The 16,065-nt window shown below is 71.5% G+C and carries 18 protein-coding genes; 10 read left to right on the top strand and 8 right to left on the bottom strand.

What is annotated here, in order from left to right:
- Positions 1-101 precede the first annotated feature (101 nt).
- From ACIRC0_RS06480 to ACIRC0_RS06465, 4 genes are all read left to right on the top strand, one after another.
- Complete coding sequence (locus tag ACIRC0_RS06480) at positions 102-1,232, top strand: ABC transporter ATP-binding protein (protein ID WP_403612028.1); 1,131 nt, start codon at positions 102-104, stop codon at positions 1,230-1,232.
- Positions 1,229-1,939: an ABC transporter permease gene (locus tag ACIRC0_RS06475; protein ID WP_403612026.1), complete on the top strand. Its 711-nt coding sequence runs from the start codon at positions 1,229-1,231 to the stop codon at positions 1,937-1,939. Before ACIRC0_RS06480 ends, ACIRC0_RS06475 begins: the two co-directional genes overlap by 4 nt.
- Positions 1,936-2,604 carry an ABC transporter permease gene (locus ACIRC0_RS06470; protein WP_403612023.1) on the top strand — a complete coding sequence of 223 codons (669 nt, stop codon included), beginning with the start codon at positions 1,936-1,938 and terminating at the stop codon, positions 2,602-2,604. The genes ACIRC0_RS06475 and ACIRC0_RS06470 overlap by 4 nt, the downstream gene beginning before the upstream one ends.
- A 162-nt stretch (positions 2,605-2,766) precedes the next feature.
- The gene (locus ACIRC0_RS06465) at positions 2,767-3,729 is read left to right on the top strand and encodes an ABC transporter substrate-binding protein (RefSeq protein WP_403612020.1); all 963 of its coding nucleotides are present in this window, start codon (positions 2,767-2,769) and stop codon (positions 3,727-3,729) included.
- A gap of 295 nt (positions 3,730-4,024) precedes the next feature.
- Here ACIRC0_RS06465 and ACIRC0_RS06460 read toward each other — a convergent pair whose 3' ends face one another.
- The 3 genes from ACIRC0_RS06460 to ACIRC0_RS06450 form a co-directional block, all read right to left on the bottom strand.
- Positions 4,025-4,840: an SAM-dependent methyltransferase gene (locus tag ACIRC0_RS06460; protein ID WP_403612017.1), complete on the bottom strand. Its 816-nt coding sequence runs from the start codon at positions 4,838-4,840 to the stop codon at positions 4,025-4,027.
- 136 nt (positions 4,841-4,976) lie between these two features.
- Entirely contained in the window at positions 4,977-5,189 is a 213-nt protein-coding gene (locus ACIRC0_RS06455; protein ID WP_200418639.1) for a DUF397 domain-containing protein, read from the bottom strand.
- Between the two features lie 27 nt (positions 5,190-5,216).
- Positions 5,217-6,092: a helix-turn-helix domain-containing protein gene (locus tag ACIRC0_RS06450; protein WP_403612015.1), complete on the bottom strand. Its 876-nt coding sequence runs from the start codon at positions 6,090-6,092 to the stop codon at positions 5,217-5,219.
- A gap of 288 nt (positions 6,093-6,380) precedes the next feature.
- Here ACIRC0_RS06450 and ACIRC0_RS06445 point away from each other — a divergent pair, with 288 nt between their 5' ends.
- The 3 genes from ACIRC0_RS06445 (at position 6,381) to ACIRC0_RS06435 (ending at position 8,580) form a co-directional block, all read left to right on the top strand.
- A complete protein-coding gene (locus ACIRC0_RS06445; protein ID WP_403612013.1) occupies positions 6,381-6,923 on the top strand; it encodes an ATP-binding protein in 543 nt (180 codons plus the stop codon).
- Between the two features lie 106 nt (positions 6,924-7,029).
- Positions 7,030-7,500, top strand: a complete 471-nt coding sequence (locus ACIRC0_RS06440) for a hypothetical protein (protein ID WP_403612010.1) — start codon at positions 7,030-7,032, stop codon at positions 7,498-7,500.
- 276 nt (positions 7,501-7,776) lie between these two features.
- Positions 7,777-8,580: a VOC family protein gene (locus ACIRC0_RS06435; protein WP_403612759.1), complete on the top strand. Its 804-nt coding sequence runs from the start codon at positions 7,777-7,779 to the stop codon at positions 8,578-8,580.
- A gap of 117 nt (positions 8,581-8,697) precedes the next feature.
- Here the strand turns inward: ACIRC0_RS06435 and ACIRC0_RS06430 are convergent, their stop codons facing one another.
- Complete coding sequence (locus tag ACIRC0_RS06430; protein WP_403612007.1) at positions 8,698-9,117, bottom strand: DUF6114 domain-containing protein; 420 nt, start codon at positions 9,115-9,117, stop codon at positions 8,698-8,700.
- Entirely contained in the window at positions 9,114-9,797 is a 684-nt protein-coding gene (locus tag ACIRC0_RS06425) for a DUF6230 family protein (RefSeq protein ID WP_403612004.1), read from the bottom strand. The genes ACIRC0_RS06430 and ACIRC0_RS06425 overlap by 4 nt, the downstream gene beginning before the upstream one ends.
- Before the next feature lie 641 nt (positions 9,798-10,438).
- Between ACIRC0_RS06425 and ACIRC0_RS06420 the strand changes: the two genes are divergently transcribed.
- Positions 10,439-11,104: a Tat pathway signal sequence domain protein gene (locus ACIRC0_RS06420; RefSeq protein ID WP_403612002.1), complete on the top strand. Its 666-nt coding sequence runs from the start codon at positions 10,439-10,441 to the stop codon at positions 11,102-11,104.
- Between the two features lie 46 nt (positions 11,105-11,150).
- On the opposite strand, the gene ACIRC0_RS06415 is transcribed toward ACIRC0_RS06420, so the two are convergent.
- Positions 11,151-12,044, bottom strand: coding sequence for a lytic polysaccharide monooxygenase (locus tag ACIRC0_RS06415; protein ID WP_403612000.1), 894 nt, complete (start codon positions 12,042-12,044; stop codon positions 11,151-11,153).
- Between the two features lie 150 nt (positions 12,045-12,194).
- Here ACIRC0_RS06415 and ACIRC0_RS06410 point away from each other — a divergent pair, with 150 nt between their 5' ends.
- Both ACIRC0_RS06410 and ACIRC0_RS06405 read left to right on the top strand, forming a co-directional pair.
- Positions 12,195-12,749, top strand: a complete 555-nt coding sequence (locus ACIRC0_RS06410; RefSeq protein ID WP_403611998.1) for a hypothetical protein — start codon at positions 12,195-12,197, stop codon at positions 12,747-12,749.
- A 13-nt stretch (positions 12,750-12,762) separates the two neighbouring features.
- Positions 12,763-13,911 carry a damage-control phosphatase ARMT1 family protein gene (locus ACIRC0_RS06405; protein WP_403611995.1) on the top strand — a complete coding sequence of 383 codons (1,149 nt, stop codon included), beginning with the start codon at positions 12,763-12,765 and terminating at the stop codon, positions 13,909-13,911.
- 4 nt (positions 13,912-13,915) lie between these two features.
- On the opposite strand, the gene ACIRC0_RS06400 is transcribed toward ACIRC0_RS06405, so the two are convergent.
- Entirely contained in the window at positions 13,916-15,181 is a 1,266-nt protein-coding gene (locus ACIRC0_RS06400) for a cytochrome P450 (protein ID WP_403611992.1), read from the bottom strand.
- The gene (locus ACIRC0_RS06395; RefSeq protein WP_403611989.1) at positions 15,178-15,957 is read right to left on the bottom strand and encodes an alpha/beta fold hydrolase; all 780 of its coding nucleotides are present in this window, start codon (positions 15,955-15,957) and stop codon (positions 15,178-15,180) included. Before ACIRC0_RS06395 ends, ACIRC0_RS06400 begins: the two co-directional genes overlap by 4 nt.
- Between the last annotated feature and the right edge of the window lie 108 nt (positions 15,958-16,065).

Here is a 16,065-nt window from a genome sequence, read left to right as displayed (position 1 = left end):
GGTGCCGCAACACACGCCGTCTACACTCTCCCCGCAACGGCCCGTGCGACCTCGGCCGAGTTGAGGCCGATCTCCGCCACACCCGAAGGGCATTCGGCGTTTTGATACGGATAGATTCAGTCACGAAGCGGTATCCGGACGGCACGGTGGCGGTCGACAGGCTGTCTCTTGAGATACCGGACCACTCGATCACCGTCCTCGTCGGCCCCTCGGGCTGCGGCAAGACCACGACCCTGCGCATGATCAACCGGATGGTCGAGCCGAGTGAGGGCACGATCACCCTCGACGGCGTCGATATCGGCAAGCAGCCGGTCAACGTCCTGCGCCGCTCCATGGGGTACGTGATCCAGAACGCCGGGCTCTTCCCGCACCGCACCATCATCGACAACATCGCCACCGTGCCCCGGCTGCTCGGCTGGAGCAAGGACCGCGCCCGCGACCGGGCCCGGGAGCTGATGGAGCGGGTCGGGCTCGACGCCTCCCTCGCCAAGCGGTACCCCTACCAGCTCTCCGGCGGACAGCAGCAGCGCGTCGGCGTGGCCCGGGCGCTCGCCGCCGACCCGCCGGTGCTGCTGATGGACGAGCCGTTCTCCGCCGTCGACCCGATCGTCCGCAAGGGCCTGCAGGAGGAACTGCTCAGGATCCAGGACGAGCTGGGCAAGACCATCGTCTTCGTCACCCATGACATCGACGAGGCGATCCGGCTCGGCACCATGGTCGCCGTCCTGCGCACCGGCGGCCGGCTCGCCCAGTTCGCACCGCCCGCCGAACTGCTGTCGTCACCCGCCGACGCCTTCGTGGAGGACTTCCTCGGCACGGACCGCGGCATCCGGCGGCTGTCGTTCTTCACCTCCGAGGCCCTTCAGCTGCAGAAGACCCCGATCGTCGCCCTCGACTCCACCGCCGAGCAGATCGCCTCCCGCGCCACGCCCGAGGTGCCGTACCTGCTGGTCACCGACCTCGACGGCAGACCGCTCGGCTGGAGCGAGCCGGGCGAACTGACCGCCGGTGACATCGCGCCGGAGCGACTGCTGCCGTACGGGCGGCCGTTCGCCCACGGCAAGGACTCGCTGCGCGCCGCGCTCGACGGTGCCGTGCTCTCGCCCACCGGGTGGGCCGTCGCGGTGGACGACAGCGGCCGGGTGGCCGGCGTGGTCTCGCAGGCGACCATCGCCGAGGCGATCCGCAGCGCCCACGCCGAGGACGTCAGCGACGCGAAGGTCGCCGGATGAACGGGTTCTTCGACATCCCGAGCGACCTCCAGCACAGCTGGCTGGGGCTGATCGGACTGCACCTGCGGGAGGCCCTGCTGCCGGTCCTCGCCGGCCTGGTCGCCGCCCTGCCGATCGCCCAGCTGTGCGTGCGGTTCCGCTGGCTGTACCCGCCCGTCCTCGGTGTGACGACGGTCCTGTACGCCATCCCGTCGCTGGCGTTCTTCGTCGTCCTCATCGACTACACCGGCCAGAGCGAGCTCACCGTGATGATCCCGCTGGCCGTGTACAGCCTGGTGGTGCTGGTCCCGGCGATCGTGGACGGTGTCCGCTCGGTGCCGCAGGAGACGCTGGCGGCGGCCACCGCCATGGGCATCGGGCCCGTACGGCGCTATCTGCAGGTGCAGTTGCCGATCGCCGCGCCCGCCATCCTGGCCGGCCTCAGGGTCGCGACCGTCTCCAGCATCAGCCTGGTCAGCGTCGGCGCCCTCATCGGCAACCAGGGTGCGCTCGGCAACCTCCTCGCCGACGCGATGTTCTACCACCGGCCCGTCCTCGCGGTGAACTCCGTGGTCACCACGGCCGTCCTCGCGATCCTCGTCGACGCCCTCCTCGTCCTGGTACGCGTCCTGCTGACGCCGTGGATGCCACGCGGCACCGGCAGGAGGCGGAAGGCCGCCGCACGGCCCGAACCGTCCGCACTCGCCCTCAAGGACGCTGCCCGGTGAACGTCCTCAACTTCGTCAACGCGTTCTTCAGCGACAGCGCCCACTGGCACGGCTACGACGGCATCCCGCAACGGCTGCTCGAACACGTCCAGTACTCCCTGATGGCCCTGGCCGTCGCCGCGGCCATCGGGCTGCCGGTGGGTCTGCTCACCGGCCACACCGGGCGCGGCGGCAACGTCCTCGCGTTCGTCGCCACCGCCGCCCGCGCACTGCCCAGCTTCGGTCTGCTGGTCCTGATGTTCGTGCTGCTCGGCCTCGGGCTGCTGCCGGTCATGATCCCGCTGGTGGTGCTGGCCGTGCCACCGATCCTGGTGACCACGTATGAGGCCGTGCGCTCCGTCGACCCCTCACCGGTGGACGCCGCGCGGGGCATGGGCATGAGCGAGGCCAGGATCCTGTTCCAGGTCGAGGTGCCCGTGGCGCTGCCGTTGATCCTCAGCGGTCTGCGCTCGGCGGCCATCCAGATCGTCTCGACGGCCACCATCGCCGCGTACGTCAGCCTCGGCGGCCTCGGCCGCTACATCGTGGACGGGCTCTACCAGCGCGACTACGAGAAGGTCGTGGGCGGGGCCACCCTGGTGGCCGTGCTGGCGCTCGCCACGCTCACGGTGTTCTGGGCGGTGTCGCGGGCAGCGGTGTCGCCGGGAGTGCGCAGGAGCGCCTGAACGGCACGCGGCAACTGCCCACTCATCGAGGCCGATCGGTGACCCGGCTGCTCTTGACTGACCGAGAACGAGCTGGATTGGATCAGTGGAGTGCGGTAAGCCGCACCAGCACAGCACAGCACAGCACGTCCAGCCCCAACCCATCGGCCCGGAACGGGAACCGTGACTTCTACAGCGAACGCCAGCACGTCCAGCAGGAGACTCCCCGGCGCGGCCACCGTCGCCCTCGCCGCCACGGCGGCACTGCTCGCGGGGTGTTCCTCGTCCTCCGACACCAAGTCCGACGACCCGCTCCAGGGCGGCAAGGCGAGCGGCGACACGGTCGTCGTCGGCTCCAACAACTTCTCCGAGAGCATCCTGCTCGCCGATGTCTACGGCGAGGCCCTGAAGGCCAAGGGCATCAAGGTCACCTACAAGCCCAACATCGGCAGCCGCGAGACGACGTACGGCCTGCTGAAGAACGGCTCCATCACCGTCCTGCCCGAGTACAACGGCGCGCTGCTGGCCTACCTCGACAAGAACGCCGCCCCGAAGACGGTCGCCGCCACCACGGCCGCCATCAACGCCAAGCTGGACTCCAAGCTGACGCTCCTGGAACCGGCGCCCGCGCAGGACAAGGACTCCGTCACCGTCAACCAGGACACGGCGAAGAAGTACAACCTCACCGAGAAGTCCTCCATCGCCGACCTCAAGGACATCGCCAAGGACCTGGTGATCGGCGCCTCGCCGGAGTTCCAGACCCGGCAGCAGGGCCTGCTCGGCCTGAAGAGCGTCTACGGCCTGCAGTTCAAGTCCTTCAAGGCGCTCGACGCGGGCGGCCCGCTCACCCAGGCGGCGCTGAAGAAGAACACCGTGCAGGCGGCCGACATCTTCACCACGGACCCGACCATCACCAAGGAGAAGTTCGTCGTCCTGCAGGACCCGAAGAACCTCTTCGGGTTCGAGAACGTGCAGCCGCTCGTCTACAAGAGCGGGCTCGACCAGAAGGGCGTCGACGCGCTCAACGCGGTCTCGGCCAAGCTCGACACGGCGGCGCTGCTCGATATGGACACCCAGGTGCAGCTCCAGAACAAGGACCCGCTCGACGTCGCCAAGGCCTGGCTGAAGTCGGCCGGCCTGGGCTGACGTCGACGCCCTGGACACGACGGCGGACGGCCGACGCGGGTGCCCGCGCCCTTCGGGGCCGCTGGCGCCCGCGTCGTCGCACGGTCCTGGCCGCGGAACTGGGCACCGGCGTACGGGCGTTGTGCCTGCGCCCCGCCCCGCCCGCCGTACCGGCCTTCACGGCGGCCGACGCCGTGCTGCCGGGACGGCACGGAGGACCGCCCCCTGACGGCGGACGTGACGGCGGCCCGAACTCCTGCCCTTGCTCGCGAAGTCGTAGCCGAACGGCCTCGACAGGGGGCGCGGGGCCGTGAGGCTACGGCTTACGGGCGATCGCCCCGTACATCGCGATGTCCTCGTCCCGAATACCCTGTTCCCCCGTGCCGTCCGGGTGCCACTTGTGCACCTGGACGATCCCCGGTTCCACCAACTGGAGCCCCGCGAAGAACTCATGGGCCTCGTCGATCGTCCGCAGCCGCATCGGCATGTTGCGGGCCGCGTACTCCCGTGCCACCCGACCCACCTCCTCGGGCGCGAACTCGGCGGTCCCGATGGTCATCGCCAGGTAGCTTCCGGACGGCAGCGGTTCGAGCAACCGCCGTACGATCCCCACCGCGTCGTCCTCGTCCAGGATGAAGTGGACGATCGCGATGACCGTGAGGGCGACCGGCCTGCCGAGATCCAGGGTCTCCCGGAACTCGGGGGCACCCAGGATGGCCTCGGGGTCGCGGAAGTCGGCCTCGATGTACGACGTCTTCCCCTCGGGCGCGCTGGCCAGCAGCCCCTGGGAGAGGGTGAGCACGATGGGGTCGTTGTCGACGTACACCACCCGCGACTCGGGGGCCACCGACTGGGCGATCTCGTGCAGGTTGGGGGAGGTGGGGATGCCGGTGCCGATGTCCAGGAACTGGCGTATGCCCGCCTCCTCGGCGAGCCAGCGCACCGCCCGGTTCATCCAGTCCCGGTTGGCACGCATGTGGATGGGCAGGGCGGGCCACTCCCGTGCCATGGCGTCGCCCGCCTCCTTGTCGGCGGGGTAGTAGTCCTTGCCGCCCAGGATGTAGTCGTAGATGCGCGCCGAGTGCGCGCTCTCGGTGTCGATGCGGTCGGCCGGCCATCCGTTGTCGGGCAACGCCGTCTCCTGTTCCGGGTCTCGGTTGTGGGGTCTCGGTCGTGGGGGTGGGAGGGGAAGGCTCTGCTGAGGACGCAGAGACAAACACACAGGACGCAGAGATAAAAGAGGATCGGCAGCGGCGAGCGGCCGCGCGTCAGAGCAGGAAGTCGGCCTCGCCCGCCTTCACGCTCGCCAGGAAGCCCGCCATCTCGGTGCGGCTGAGCACCAGCGCCGGGCCGTCGGGGTCCGTGGACTGCCTCAGGGCCACGCTTCCGTCGGCCAGTTTCTTCGCCTCCACGCAGGCGCCGCCCGCGTCGTCGCTCCAGGGCTTGGACCAGCCGCGGGCGCCGAGGGCGTGGGACGGCATACAGGTGCGTATCGGGTCCTGCACTTCTCACAACTCCTTGCGGATCGCGCCGAGGACGGCCTCGGTCTTCTTCGCGGGCGCGGACTGTGCGCCCAACCGGTCCAGGGCCTCGCGATAGACCACGACGTCGTCCGCCTTGTCCAGGTAGACGGCGCCCACGAGACCGCTCAGGTAGACGATGTCCGGCAGCTCGGGCGCCCGGAACCGGAAGAGGTGGAACGCACCGGCGCGCATGGCCGGGTGCGGGCCGTTGCTGAACGGCATGACCTGCAAGGTGACATGGGGGAGGGCGTTCATCGCGATCAGATGGTCGATCTGGGCGCGCATCACCTTCGGGCCGCCGACCGGCCAGCGCAGCACCGTCTCGTCCATCACCACCCACACGCGCGGCGGCGAGGGCCGCGACAGCAGCTCCTGGCGCCGCATACGCAGCGCCACCCGGCGCTCGGTCGCCTCGGCGGGGGCGTGCGGGTTGCCGGCGCTCAGCAGGGCGCGCGCGTAGTCCTCCGTCTGCAGCAGGCCGGGAACGAACTCGGCCTCGTACGCGCGGATCTGCAGGGCGGCCTGCTCCAGGCTGAGGTACGCGGCGAACCAGTCCGGCAGCACATCGCGGTAGGTGTGCCACCAGCCGCGCTTGTTGGCCTCGCGGACCGACTTCAGGAACGTGTCGATCTCCGGCTGGTCCGTGACTCCGTACGTCTGCAGCAGCTTCTCGACGTCCGCGATCCGCAGCCGGGCCACCTTGGCGGCCTCCATACGGCGGATCGTGGAGTGGCTGACGCCGATCGCCTCGGCGGCCTGCTCGTACGTCAGACCGGCCCGTGTGCGCAGCTCTTCCAACTGCCGGCCGAGGATCATACGCAGAACGGTGGGGGCGCCGCCCCAGTCGGTTTCCGCGGTCACGCCTACCCCCTCACACGGGATGCACGGTCGCAGTCTGTCACGATCTTCCGCTGACCGGAGCAGGATGCACCTCGCGAATTGCAATTTTCAACTTGCTGGTTGCGATGCGTTGTTGCCGGATGCCACAGTGTTCATACCGCCCGAAGACGGTGAACCATGGTGCTGAACAGCTCAGTTGGGGGAGACCGGGCTGCTTCGGCGTCTGCGGCGCGAGATGCGCGGATCGCGCCGCCGCCGGAAGGCGGTGGGTACCGGCCAGGTCCCCAGGCAGACGAAAGGCGAACGGCGATGGCTCCGCCCTCCCTCCCCCAGTCCGTGGGCCGCCTGCCCGCGGGCGCGGCACACCCGAGAACCGGTGTCTTCGACCTCCCGGCGGTCCCCGCCGCCGTCGGCCTGGCCCGCACAAGCGTCCGGCGGCTGCTCGGCCGCTGGGGCACCGGGGACTGCACGACCGACAACGCCGTGCTGGTGACCTCGGAGCTGGTCACCAACGCGGTCAAGCACACGGCCAGCGACCGGATCGTCTGCCGGATCCGTACCGACGGCCACCGGCTGCGCATCGAGGTCCAGGACGAGAACCGCGGCGGCACGCTCCCGACCCGGCGCCGGCCCGGGCCGGACGACCAGAACGGCCGCGGGCTGACGCTGGTCGGCATGCTCAGCGGCGACTGGGGCGTGCGGGAGGCCCCGGACGGCTCCGGCCGCATCGTCTGGGCCGACCTTGCACCGGAACCCGGCGAGACCGTCGCCACCGACCCGCCCCAGCTCCCGCACACCCTCAGGCCCGACCCCCACCCGGCCGCCCAAGCCGAAGGGGCGCACCGGTGCTGAGAGGTCGATCGCGCGGAGGCCCGACGAAGGAGGGCTGAGCACGGTCGGCCTCCCGGCACCGGCTCAGGCGCCCCGGAGGCAAATGATCAACAAGGATCCGCATCGCATGGAACGACCGCACGTCTTCGACCCGCTGTCCCCTCCGGCTCCCTCCCCGTCCCCGCACACGTCCCTCCCGCCCGACCGCCTGCCCCTCCCCGGGGAGCTGACCGCCCCCCTCGGGTACGACGCCGTGGGCATCCCCGGATGCCACGGCGAACGGATCATGAAATGCCTGCCCCGCGTCGGCTGCGTCTTCGCCGACGACCTGCGCTGGTGGTGGATCGTTCCCGCGGGCTCCGACATAGGAGTCACCTGGCCGCCGACGACGAGCTACGCCGTCGACGCGCGCGTGGGACCGGGCGCGGCGGACGCACGCCGCCGCGACCCCTCCTGGAGCGGCCCCCGCCCCGGCCGGCCACGACTGATCCACCGACCGGGCGGTGACTCTCCGTACACGCCCCCGATACCGCTGTACTTCCTCGCCTGCCGTCTGGCCGGCAGCACCCCGCACTGGTCGCTGGGTGTGGGCGCCTGAGGTGGTTCCGGGCCTCAGGCGCCCCGGCTGCCGTGTCTCGGGATGAAACCCGGGGTTCGGTGGCGCATCCTTGCAAGGGTGCGATCGGGGTACCCGGAGGCCCTCAGCGAACGACGCAGGAGGTGCCCGGCGCCTCCCCTCGGACGAGCCGCAGGGGCGCGCCGGAGGCGAGCGGTCGAGCGTGCGCAGGCCCAAGGGCTGAGCACGGTCGGCCGCCCGGCGCCGGCTCAGGCGCCCCAAGGCGGAGTCGTGGAAAACGTACCGGGCGGTGTGGTCATGGAGAAGAACGAGACACGTGGCAAGGGGGAAGTAACCAGTCACTCGGTGGTCGGCGCACCGTGCTGGGTGAGTCTGGCCACCCGCGACCTGGAGGGCGCGGAGGAGTTCTACCAGGCCGTCTTCGGCTGGAAGTGGCGGCCGAACAGCCTCGGCGACCGGTTCCGGGTGGCGCTCGCGGACGGGGTGCCCGTCGCCGGGATCGCCGCCGTGGCCTCGATGTGGCAGATGGCCGTGGCCTGGACCGTGTACTTCGCGGTCGACAGCGCCGACGACGCCGCGGCCCGCTGCCGGGAGCGCGGCGGGACGACGGCCGTGGGGCCGCTCGCCCTCCCGCCGGGCCGGGCGGCTCTGCTCGCGGACCGCGACGGGGCCGTGTTCGGCATCTGGGAGGGTCCGCTCATCACGGACTGGGAGGAGTGGCGCGCCGCCGCGCCCACCTTCATAAGGCTCCACACGCGTGACGCCTTCGACGCCGCCATCTTCTACGGCGAGGTCCTGGAGTGGGCCGCGGCGCGCCCCGGCTGCTGCGAGGTGCACTACGACGGCGACGAGGTCGTGCTGCGCAGCAGCGGAGTGGTGGTCGCGCGGATCCACTCGGGGGCGGTGGAGGCGGCGCCCGATCCCACGATCCGCCCGCACTGGCAGATCCACTTCACGGTCGACGACGTCACCGCCTGCGTCCTGGCGGCCCGCGCGCACGGCGGCTCCGTGCTGCAGTGGGAGGAGGGCGCCGGCGAGGCGGTGCTGGCCGACCCGGACGGCGCGCGCTTCACGGTGACCGCGAGGCAGCGGGAACGCTGACCGGGCGGCCGCGCGGGGGACGCCGGCTCGTGGTACGGCCTCGGCGGGCGGGATCCGGAGGGGAGCCCCGCTTTGTGGGGTCGGGGCGGCCGCCCGCCCGCCGAGGGGCGCGAGGGGTCAGGACACGGCCGGGCCGGCGGTGGAGGCCCGGTCGCGACGGCGGCGCAGCACGCCCCGGCGCGGCTCCTGGTCCGGCAGCCAGCCGAAGGCCAGACAGCTGCCCACCGCGCCCAGCAGCAGGCCGATCAGGAAGCCGCCCAGGTTGGATGTGAGCCAGGTGCCCAGCGACGTCAGGATGCCGATGAGCGAGTAGAACAGGCGCTGGGTGGGGTTGAAGAGGATCAGCAGACCGCACAGCACCATCACGGTCGGCAGCAGATACCCCGCGACGCCCTGCATGCCGATGTGCATGACCACCTTCAGCGACGCCTTCTCGGTGAGGAGGATCTCCGCCCCGCCCAGGGCGAGCAGCAGCCCGCCCCAGAAGGGCCGGTTCGCCCGCCACCGCCGGAAGGCTGCCCTCGGCCCGCTCGTCATGAGGGGCAGTCCGAGTCGCTGAAGCTGAGCTTGAGCCCCGGCAGCTTGAAGGTGCCCGCCGTGGTGGCGTAGTTGGTCTGCCGCAGGTTGGCGATGTGCACGGTGTCGGACTGCTGGCTGAAGACACCATGGGGGCCCTTCACCCCTGCTTTGTTCAGCGTGCCGGCGTCGTTGCCGATCTCGATGTTGGTGAAGTCGGCGTCACCGGTCAGCTGGGTCGAGTCGGTGGTCAGATCGCTGGCGACGACCTTGTCCTTGCCGCCGCCCGCGGTGATCTTCAGATATGAGCCGCCGAGGTCGACGCTCTGGCACAGCTTGGTGAGCGTCGCGTTCTTGATCACGGAGGTGACGACCGCCACCTCGTCACCGACGGTTTCTCTCAGCGGGTTGTCCTTGTCGAGTGTGTCGAGGCCGCCGAACTGCTCGAAGCCGGTGCCGTTCAGGTCGGTGGCGGTGACCGTGAAGGCCATACCGGAGATCGCGAACTGCACGCCCAGTGCTCCCTGGGCGGTCATGATCGCGAGCCCCGCGGCGATCGCGGTGGCAGGCACCGCCATCACCGCGGCGCGGCGCAGGCGGACTCGCCCGCGTCTTGCGGGGGACCCCTCGGCGGCGGAACCGCTTTCCGGGGGCTCGGGGGTGGAACCGGGGGACGCCGTGGCGTCCGAGGACGAGGCCATGTCTGCTCCTGGGCATGGTCAATGCGGGTAGGGCTTCACTGGCACGGTGTCCTGGCGCGGACAGCGGCTGCCGCGCACGCCTCCTCACACCTCCCGGCTTGTGCAAGGGCTTACCCGTGGTACGGCAGTGGCCACCCCCGAAGTTACCGTGGGTTACACCCAGGGGTCAAGGGAGTTGTGGCAGAAGCGTGTTGATTGTGTGGCGCCGGTGATCAGCCCGGTGACCGGCGCCGTCGCCGGCACCTCCGGTGCGGTGGCCGCGACCTGCGCACCCGGGTGCCGGTACTCCAACTTGTGTGCGACGTATTGACGTTGACGGTTGATCAGGTCTACAACATCCCGTGTTTTCCGCGGATCCGTGGCGCCGGATCCGTCGCACGGCGCACGTCGCCCTCCCGGCCCCTGCCTTCAGGGGCGTGTGGTGACACCTCCGCACACGCGGTGCGCTGCACGGATCCTTCACATCCACCAGCGATCCGGTCACCCCTCCGCGTCGCCGGCACGTCCGCTTTCCCCCTGTCCACGGACCAACCTCCGGTGGCCCGCCGCCCCTGCCGTCCCGTCACGTACGGAGAAGGCGTGACGGGACGGCAGCGGCACCCACCACCCGCACAACCCCCCACTTCGGAAAGAGGCACCCCATGCGTACCACCCGATCCCTGCTCGCCGTCGCCGGCGCCGCCGCGGCCCTCGCCGTGGCCACGTCGTCCCCCGCCTCCGCGGACGGCGCGGTGCTCACCACCGGCGGCGCGGGCGGCACCGCCGTCGCCGTCGGCGACGTCCTGAACGCGTCGCTCGCGAGCGGTACCACGGCCACGCTCTACTCCAGCGCCACCGGCACCAGCGGTGTCTCCTGCACCTCGTCGACGTTCACCGCCACCGTCACCGACAACCCGGCCGCCCCCGGCACCGCCACCGAGTCGCTCACCGGCCACAGCTTCGACAGCAGCAGCTGCACCAGCAACGTCACCGGCGTACTCGGCGTCAGCAGCATCACCGTCGACAACCTGCCCTACACCACCACGGTCGCCTCCGACGGCACCGTCACCGTCACCCCGGCCGCCGGCTCCACCATCCAGACCACGGTCAAGCTGCGCACCCTGCTCGGCACGATCACCTGCGTCTACCAGGCGCCGAGCCTGACCGGCGCGGCGAGCAACGCCGACAACAGCATCGCCTTCACCAGCCAGCACTTCACCAAGACCTCCGGCTCGTCGCTGTGCTTCGCCAACGGCTACTTCACGGCGAAGTACGCCCCGGTCACCGACACCAGCCAGGCCGGCAGCCCGGTCGTCTCCGTCAACTGACGGCCACGGCCGCCTCCGGTCTCCGGCGGGACCCGGGGCGGCCGTCTCAGCCGCGCCGGCGGCGCAGCACGGCGAGCGCGGCGCCCCCCAGGAGCAGCGCGACCGCCGCGGCGGCGCCCGCCAGCAGCGGCACCGAGGGGCCACGGTCCGCACGGGGCGCGTCGGCCGCAGCCGGGGTACCGGGCACGGTCGTCACCGGGACGCTGGACGCGGTGTCCGGCGGAGCACTGGTCACGGTGGCCGCCGGGGCGCTGGGCGATGGTGTCGGCGTGCCGCTCGACCCGCCCTTGCCCGCGCCGGCGCCCGAAGCGCCGGACGCGGCGAACACCACGTCGGAGCACGAGTAGTAGGTGTCCGTCGTGCTGGAGTTCTGCCAGATCGTGTACAGGACGTGGTGCCCCGAGCGGTCCGCCGGAAGCGTCGCCCTGATCCGGTAGGCGCCGTTCCGCAGCGGCGGGTCCGTGACCTCCGCGAACGGCTTCTCCGGAAGGTCCGACCAGGTCAGCGGCTTCGTGGGGTCGTAACCGCGTTTGGTCAGGAACAGTCTGAACGTGCCCGTGTGCGGGATCGTCGAGCTGTACGTCATCGTCAGCGTGGCCCCGGGCGTGAGCCGGGTCGACGGCCAGTCGGAGCGGGCCAGGTCCAGGCCCTGGTACGCGGGCAGCCCTCCGCTGCACAGCCGGCCGTCGGGGATCAGCCGCCGGTCCCTGCCGTTCACGTCCGCCACCCGCAGGTTGTCCCAGGCCGTGAACGGAGCGCCGTTCGCCGCGATCGCCGCCCGGCACGCGGAGGTCCGCGACCGCTCGCCGCCCTCCGGTGAGCACGCCACCACCCGGCTGACCGGATCCGTGGGCGCGCCGTGGGCGAGGGCCGGGGTCGCGGGCAGCAGCGTGGCCGCCACGGCGACGGCGGCCGCGGCGACGGTGCGGTGAGCGGGCATCCGGTGTCTCCATGCGCGTCGGGTCCGGCGGGCGCGGGGTGCGCATCGAGGAGTACGGGGATGCGACGGCGCCCGTTCAGACGTACGGCGCCTCGTGACGGCCCGACCGGCGCCGCGAGGGAGGGCGGACGCGCCGGTTAGCGTAGGCGCATGGCAACGGAGAGCGCCCCAGGGGCGGTTGACGTGAAATGTCCGGGCTGCGGCTCGGCCGCCGTGCGGGCGGTCCCCGAGGTCTGCGCCGATCAGGCGTCCATGCGCGACGGACTCGCCGACCGGCTGGCGCGGTCGCCGGGCGCGCCGTCACGGTTCGACAGCTGTGTGCACTTCCTGGAGGGCATGCTGATGGTCGGCGTCGGTGCCGCCCTGGCCTACAGCGGTGTCGCCCACCACCAGCCGCTCTACACCGCCGGCGGATCGCTCCTCGCCGTCCTGCTGCTGGTCGGGACGGTCGTCGTGGTCCGCCGCGAGGCCCGCGAACGCGCCTTCGTCACCGCCGGCGAGCCCCGCGCCGAGGCGCTGTGGCGACCGGCGTACCACTGCGCCGGGTGCGCGTCGGTGTTCTGCCCCGGCGGCACTCCGTGGCAGGGTCTGCTGACGCCGGAGCAGTTCAAGAAGTTCGTGTGGACCGAGGCCGGCTACGACAAGCAGCTCGAGGAGCGGTTCGCGGACGTGGACCTGCCGCCCGGGATCCCCGCCGGCCCCTGAGGAGCCCGAGACCATGCCTGACGCCCCCGTGATCCTCGCCGACGAGCCGGGCTCCTTCCCGCACGGTGTGCTCTCCGCACGGCATCCCGCGCTGATCCGCGCGGTGCGGGACGCCTTCCCGTACGGACCCGACCGGCGGCACGCCCTGGAGGCGCTGCTGACCAGCGCCACCGAGGGCGTCATCGAGCCCCTCGGCACGGACGACGACGTGCGGTGGGCGGAGTGGGGCGCCCGGGAGTACCTGGGCCGGTCCTGGTTCGAGGTGCCCTTCCTGTGGTCCGAGAGCTACTTCTACCGCCACCTCCTCCAGGCGGTCGGCTACTTCGGCCCGGGTCCCTGGCAGGGCATCGACCCGTTCCGCCCCTTCAAACTCGCCGAACTCGACTCCCCGGAGGCCGACGAGGAACTGGCGGCCCTGGACCGGCTGGCCGGGGAGCCGGCCGACGCGCGGGCACGGGCACTGCTGCACGGCTCGCTGTGGGGCAACCGCGCGGACCTCGGCTTCCGCCTGTCCGCACCCGACGCCTCGACGGCGGCTTCCGGGCTCGTGGCCGACGACAGCGACGTGTTGTGGTCCCTGCTGCCCTGCGACACGGTCTGCCTGGTCGCCGACAACGCGGGCCGGGAACTGATCCCGGACCTGCTCCTGCTGGACCATCTGCTGACCCGGGGCCGGGTACGGCGGGCCCTGCTGCACGTGAAGGCGTATCCCTACTACATCTCCGACGCCACCACGGCCGACGTCGTGGACGCCGTACGCCGCCTCACCGCCGCACAGGGCGAGGCGGCGGCCGCCGGGGAGCGCCTGTGGACCGCTCTGGCCGAGGGGCGCCTGGAGGTCCGGGCGCACCCGTTCTCCTGCGCCCCGCTGCCGTACGCCGACATGCCCGACGACCTGCGCGCCCAGTTCGCCGAGGCGGACCTGACGATCCTCAAGGGCGACCTCAACTACCGCCGCCTGGTGGGCGACCGCCTCCACCCGCCGACGACGCCGTTCGCGGACACCACGGCGTACTTCCCCGGCCCGGTCGCGGCGCTGCGCACCCTGAAGTCCGACGTGGTCGTGGGCCTCACCGCGGCGACCGAGGCGGCACTGGTCGCGGCGGAGGAACAGCGCTGGCGTACCAGCGGCAGGCACGCGCTGATCCAGGTCAGGCCGTGATCTTTCAAGTGAGCTGGACGGTGAGCTCCTTGATGCCGTTGATGAAGTTCGAGACGAGCCTTCTGGGCGGGGCGGCCAGGCGAAGACCGGGCAGGGCCTCCAGCACCTCCTGGTAGAGCACGCGAAATTGCAGCCGGGCGAAGTGCGCGCCCAGACAGACGTGCGGACCGTCCCCGAAGGAGACGTGCGGGTTCGGCGTCCGTGTCAGGTCGAGCCGGTCGGGTGCGGCGAAGGCCCGCTCGTCCCGGTTGGCGGACGCGTGGAAGACGACCACCTTGTCGCCGGCCCGTATGTGCTGCCCGGCCAGCTCGGTGTCACGGGAGGCTGTGCGCCGGAAGCTGAGCACGGGCGGGTGCCAGCGAAGCAACTCATCGACAGCAAGGCTGAGTTGTCCTGGCTGTGCACGCAGCCGCTGATACGCCCCAGGGTGCTCGGCGAGCGCCAGCAGGCCGCCGGGTGCCGCGCTGCGCACCGTGTCGTTGCCGGCGATGGTCAGCAGGAAGAAGAACATCTCCAGCTCGGGGTCGCCCAGTTCGCGGTCGGTGGCGAGGGTGGTCATGATGTCGTCGCCGGGGTGGATTCGCTTCTGCGCGGCCAACTGCCGGGCGTACGCGAACATGTCCCGCAGCGCGGTCGGCGAGCGAGGGTTGACGGGCCGGCCCTCGGCGTCGCGGAGCGGCTCGCCCGCCTCGTCCGGATCCTGGTAGCCGATCACGCGACGGGTCCAGTGCAGCAGCAGGGCCCGGTCGGACTCGGGCACGCCGAGCAGGTCGGCGAGGTTGAGCAGGGCGTAGTCGTCGGTGATGGCGGAGACGACGTCACAGGTGCCGTCACCCCTGCGTGCCCGGTCGAGGGCGCCCGCGCACAGCGCCTGGGCGCGTCGGCGGACGACGGCGGTGAAACGGTCGATACGACGCGGCGTGAAGGCACGGCTGACCAGCCGCCGCAACCGCCCGTGCGCCGACCCGTCCTGGTTGAGCATCATGCGGCGGATGAACGGCAGGTCGGCGGGGCCCGGGTCGCGGATCTGGGTGGCGCCCAGCCAGGAGGAGAACGTCGCGGAGTCCTTCAGCACGCGCACCACGTCCGCGTGCCGGGTCACCGCCCAGAAACCGGGTCCCGCCGGCCAGCCGAGCACCTCCGGTTCGTCCTGCCAGGCGACCGGGTGGTGGTCACGGAGGGTGCGGTAGGCGGAGTAGGGGATTCCCTCGGCGTAACGGCGGGGGTCGAAGACGTCGGGGACGGGCGGAGCGCTCCCGCCGATGCTCACGCTTCCGCGCCGTCCGCGCGCAGGAAGTCCTCCACGGCCCGGATGAGGTCGAGCGGTGTCTCGTCCATCGCGTAGTGGCCCGCGCAGGGCAGTTCGAGGAGCGAACCGTGGGGATACCAGCGCAGCCAGGTGTCGCGCAGCAGGTCGGCCGTCAGCGCCGGGTCGAGTGCTCCCGCGATGGCCAGAGCAGGCACCGCCGAACCCTTGATCTCCTCGTGGAAGTCCTCCCCGGCCCACGAGTCCAGCCATGCCCGGAACGCCTTGGGATCGCTGTGCGCCAGCGAACGCGCGACCATCCGGTCCAGCCAGGCGGCCGGGCGCCGGCCGCCGGTGGTGAAGTCGATGATGGCTCGCCGGTTCTCCGGCTTGTGCGCCGCGGCCGTGAACAGCTCCCACTGCTCGGCGGGCATCGTCAGCCCGGAGGCAGGCACGGGGGAGACCCCGACGATCCTGCGCAGGCGTTCGGGCGCGAGGGCCAGCAGCCGCTGGGCGACCGCTCCGCCCATGGAGTGCCCGACCACCGAGAACCGCTCCCAGCCCAGCCGGTCGGCGAGTTCGAGGAGGTCTGCGGCCGCCTGACCGGTGTCGAACGCGCCGGGGGCGTCCTTGGCGGCACCGTATCCGCGCAGGTCGACCAGGGCATAGGTGAAGGCGGCGCGATCGAGATCCGGCACCACCGCCGAGTACGCACCCCGATCACCGAACCAGCCGTGCACCGCGAACACCTTGTGGGCGCCGTCACCTTGCACGTCATGAGGCAGCACGAAGGAGGTCATGCGACCACGGTGGCGCGGGAGAGGGGGGTCGGCAAGTAGCAGGTCGAGTATTCCACTGTGTGGGTGGCAGCCGCGTGGGGCGGCGGGACGCAGCCCGGGCCGAACCAA

The sequence above is a fragment of the Streptomyces sp. NPDC093984 genome (genome assembly GCF_044764595.1).
Taxonomy (GTDB): domain Bacteria; phylum Actinomycetota; class Actinomycetes; order Streptomycetales; family Streptomycetaceae; genus Streptomyces; species Streptomyces cynarae.
Note: the sequence above shows the minus strand (reverse complement) of the source record. Positions and strands in the feature narration are given on the sequence as shown.